Annotated in this window: 3 protein-coding genes; 2 read left to right on the top strand and 1 reads right to left on the bottom strand. The window is 38.4% G+C overall.

Going from position 1 to position 4,031, the window contains the following annotated elements; all coding sequences use genetic code 11:
• Together HNQ43_RS02480 and HNQ43_RS02475 are read left to right on the top strand one after the other, a co-directional pair.
• Positions 1–459: transposase (locus HNQ43_RS02480; RefSeq protein ID WP_183374436.1), on the top strand; the 459-nt coding region annotated here is incomplete at its 5' end.
• A 362-nt stretch (positions 460–821) separates the two neighbouring features.
• The gene (locus tag HNQ43_RS02475; RefSeq protein ID WP_183374448.1) at positions 822–1,979 is read left to right on the top strand and encodes an ISL3 family transposase; all 1,158 of its coding nucleotides are present in this window, start codon (positions 822–824) and stop codon (positions 1,977–1,979) included.
• 323 nt (positions 1,980–2,302) lie between these two features.
• On the opposite strand, the gene HNQ43_RS02470 is transcribed toward HNQ43_RS02475, so the two are convergent.
• The coding region (locus HNQ43_RS02470) for an FILTED domain-containing surface protein (RefSeq protein ID WP_483400919.1) at positions 2,303–4,031 on the bottom strand (1,729 nt) is incomplete at its 5' end.

The raw sequence follows: 4,031 nt of genomic DNA, 5'->3' as shown, positions 1-4,031 counted from the left end.
GAACGGGAGATCGTGAAGACTATACTAAATATTGATTCAAATTTGAAAAAAGCTTATGAGCTGAAAGAACAGTATTTTGATTTCAATCAGATCACTGAAGAAACATATACCGGAAGACCGGAAAAAGAAAAAGAACTGGATCGTCTGATCCTAAACTGTATCGAATCCGGAATCATACAGATGGTCAAATGTGGAAAGACACTCAACGAATGGAAGACAGAGATATTGAATTCGTTTATATGGGTAGATGGAAAGAGAGTATCTAACGGACCTGTTGAAGGAAAGAATTCCTATATAAAGAAGATTCTTTTCAATGCGAATGGATTTGTGAACTTTGAGAGAGCGCGGAACAAGATCATGTACTCTCAGAATCATAGTCAAAGATATTCGCCAAATAAGAAACAAAGAGTCATCAAACGAAAAGGAAAACCAAGAGGAAAATATAAAAAATCAAACTGAGAATCGTTATGGAGAAATACAGGCGCTTTAATTTTTCGTGTGGGTGTGGGCACTCTCTAATTTATCCTGTGGGCACTTGGGGGCATCTTTAATTTTTCGTGTGGGTGCCCTTTTTCGTACAAAAAAATTCCCTTCAGTATATAATTCAATCGCCAAAGAGAATTTATACGAAGGGAGGAATTTCTATTCCTGATTTAAATTATATCACAGCTATGCTCAATCTGAATCCTGACGACATTGAATCATCACGGATTCAAAGGCATGTTAATTCTTTTGACATCTATATCACTCTAAAGCTCACTTCTGTCTCTTGCCCTATCTGTAATCATCCAATGATATCCCACGGCAAGCATAGATAGGTCATTCATAACCCCACTATTCTCGACTTTGACGGCAATATCATCTGGTCTGCCCGACGCTATAAATGTAAACGTTGCGGAAAAACAATTATGGAGGATAACCCGTTCACCTTTACCGGGATCTCTGAAAGTTATTCACAAATCCGAAGGATCATGATTGACTTAAGGAACCTGGATTACACTTATTTGAATATTGCCCAAAGACATCATACTTCTGTAACGACGGTTCAACGATACGCCGATAGTTGGATCATAGTACCCAGACAGAAATTAACTGAATCGATCGGTATCGATGAATATCATTCGCCTGTTCTTTCCAACAGGAACAATACCTATCTGTGTATCATTGTTGATAATGTAGGCAGACGTCTTTTGGAAGTTCTTCCTTCCCGTAAATCGGAGTATTTAAAAAGATACTTTTTAAATATTCCAATCGAAGAAAGAAGGCAAGTTAAATATGTCACCATCGATATGTGGGAATCCTATAAGAATGTTGCCCATTCTGTATTTCCCAACTGTGTCATCGCTGTCGATCCGTTCCATGTAATCAAAAATATTGGTTCTGCCTTTACAAAGGTAAGAATTCGAATCATGAATTCTTTCGATTATGACTCAAACGGATATTATCTCTTGAAGAAATGGCACAAGCTGTTGGAGTCCGATTATAATCTGGATAACGAACCCAGGTATAACCATAGATTTCAGACAAAACTAAACTATCGGGATCTGTTTAATATGATACTGGAACTCAACTCCCAGCTTACGAAAGCATATCGGTTAAAAGAAAAGTACAGAGAATTCAATAGAAACGCAACATGTGAAAATGCGAGAGAAAAACTGGAACAATTACTCATGGAATTCTGTAAAGCCAATATTCCTGAATACGATCCAATTATCAATATGATGTATACATGGGAAGAAGAGATCATACATTCTTTTCATAAGCCATATAACGACAGAAAGCTATCCAATGCACTTTCGGAGAATATCAATGGTAAGATCACCGCTCATATTACAGTTAGCCGCGGGATCTCCAATTTTGCACGTTTTAGGAACCGTTTGATTTACGCTCTGAATGATACTGTCATGTATAAGGTCACAGGTTTTCTGCAGTCTCTAAAACGTCCAGGCAAACCTAGAGGAAACTACAAAAAGAAATAGAAAGATTCATACTCTTTGGCATATTAAAAGTGAAGGATTTATGACCTGTGATAAAGGTCTATTCCTTCACTTTTCTCTTAATTCACCCACACGATAAATTAAAGATCAATTTTTCAAAACTACACGATAAATTAAATTACCGAAATACATAGAATCGAGCCTTTAAAAACAAATTGGGGTGAAATCACCCCAATTTGATTTAAATTGAATTTTGGAAAACCCCAACAGAATTTAAAGCGCCATAATATTTTCATTTTCATAATCAATCATTCCAATACAAAGAAAGGCGAAGGTCTTTCGACCCTCACCTTATTTGAGGTTTGTTATGCTTGTGCCTGTTCTTCCTCGTCGTCATCTACATCTTTCCAATGACGTCCTACTAACAGTAATACTAGTTCTACCACCGCAATGATGATCATCCAGATCGTCCATTCGTCTGTCATTGCCATCGGCAAACTCATATCTTCTGTCAGGATGAAGAGAACTACCGATCCGATCGCTACGAGTACGCCCAGAACTTTACAGATCCATCCGCGTTTCTGTTCTTGTTCTTTCTCTTCTCCGCGTTCGATTCTTGCTTGTCTTTCTTCTTCATCTTCTTCGTCATCGTTCTTATGACGTTTCGATAACAGCAGGATCAGTCCAAACAATACTGTGATGATTGCCGCAATCAGGTTGATCAGTGCCCATACATCGATCTTGGCTAACGGTGTCTTGCCTTCATCGACGTCTTCTTCACCATCCGATAATGGAGTTTCTTCATCTTCGACTTCCTCTTCTTCCGGTTCGTCTTCGGCATCTGCATCATCGTCTGCTGCTGCCACAGGTCCTCCTGTTGTAGGAGTTGTACCGGTTCCTTCTCCTCCGCCTGGTGTGGTTGGAGTCGTTGGTGTATCATCATCGTCATCATCTGGTACGACTGGTGCTGCATTAACTGTCAATGTTCCAGTAACCAGTGTTACTTCATAGTTATTTCTCATCTGATCACTTGCATAGTTGACTTCGATCGTGTTCAGTGAGCTTCCTACTTCTGTCTGTGTACCGGTTGCACGATATGTGATATCGCTTGGATCTACCAGCTCTCCTGTAAGAGTTACAGTGCCATTTGTCAAGGCAGTTCCATCATAAGTCTTGGTTCCGCCAGCAGATGTCAATGTGATAGCACGTGGGTTGATTTGGTATGTACGAGTGACTGTACCACGATAATTTCCAGTACCTTTAATAGTAACAGTGATTGTACCAGTTACATTTGTGAAATCAGTTGTACTGTAAGTTACAGTATAATCTGTACCTTCAGTCAATGTCGTATTGCCAGAAGTAACTGTTGGTTTCCACTGATGAGAATTTCCATCATATGTTACGTCAGAAGGATTATTAACTGTTACATTCTTATAAGATGAAGGATCATCAGGATCTTCTGGATTGATAGATTGTTTAGTCACTGTCAAAGTTCCTAGATCTTCAAAAATCTCATAGTTCATAGCCTTAGCAGTGTATTCATTTCCTTCTTCAGCAAACGTCAGTGTGTAGTTATTTGAAGATTCACCTGCTATAGTCTGGCTTCCTGTTACTTTAAAATCATAAGTTTCACCTTCAATGATTCCTTCAACATTAGCACCATTTGCATTTGTTAAAGGAGTACCATCGAATACTTTGGTAGCATCAAGTGTCGTAACAGTAATTGTTTTCTTAGTGATATTTACATAAGATGGTTTTACAATTTCAGCACTGCCATTTTGAACTCTTACATAAACCGTTTGTTCACCGTCTGTAAAGTCAGTGAAAGAGAATTCATCAGCTGGTTTAAAAGAATCTTTATCTTCAGATGTTGAATATGTAACAACATCTCCATCAATCGTACCATTAACAGTTACATTGTGCGCAGTTCCATCATATTCATCATCATATGGATTAACTGTAATTTTATGGGTTGGATCATCAAAGTTACGCACAAATTTTGCTACATAGGTATGATCCGCTGTGACAGTTTCTGGGAATTCTTCCACTTTCTTACCGTTTTCATACCATCCAACAAATTTATAGCCTGTGTTC

The organism is Faecalicoccus acidiformans, from assembly GCF_014202635.1.
In the GTDB taxonomy this organism is placed as follows: Bacteria; Bacillota_I; Bacilli_A; order Erysipelotrichales; family Erysipelotrichaceae; genus Faecalicoccus; species Faecalicoccus acidiformans.
The sequence above is the reverse complement of the archived record's forward strand: the minus strand, read 5'-3'. Positions and strand labels throughout refer to the sequence as shown.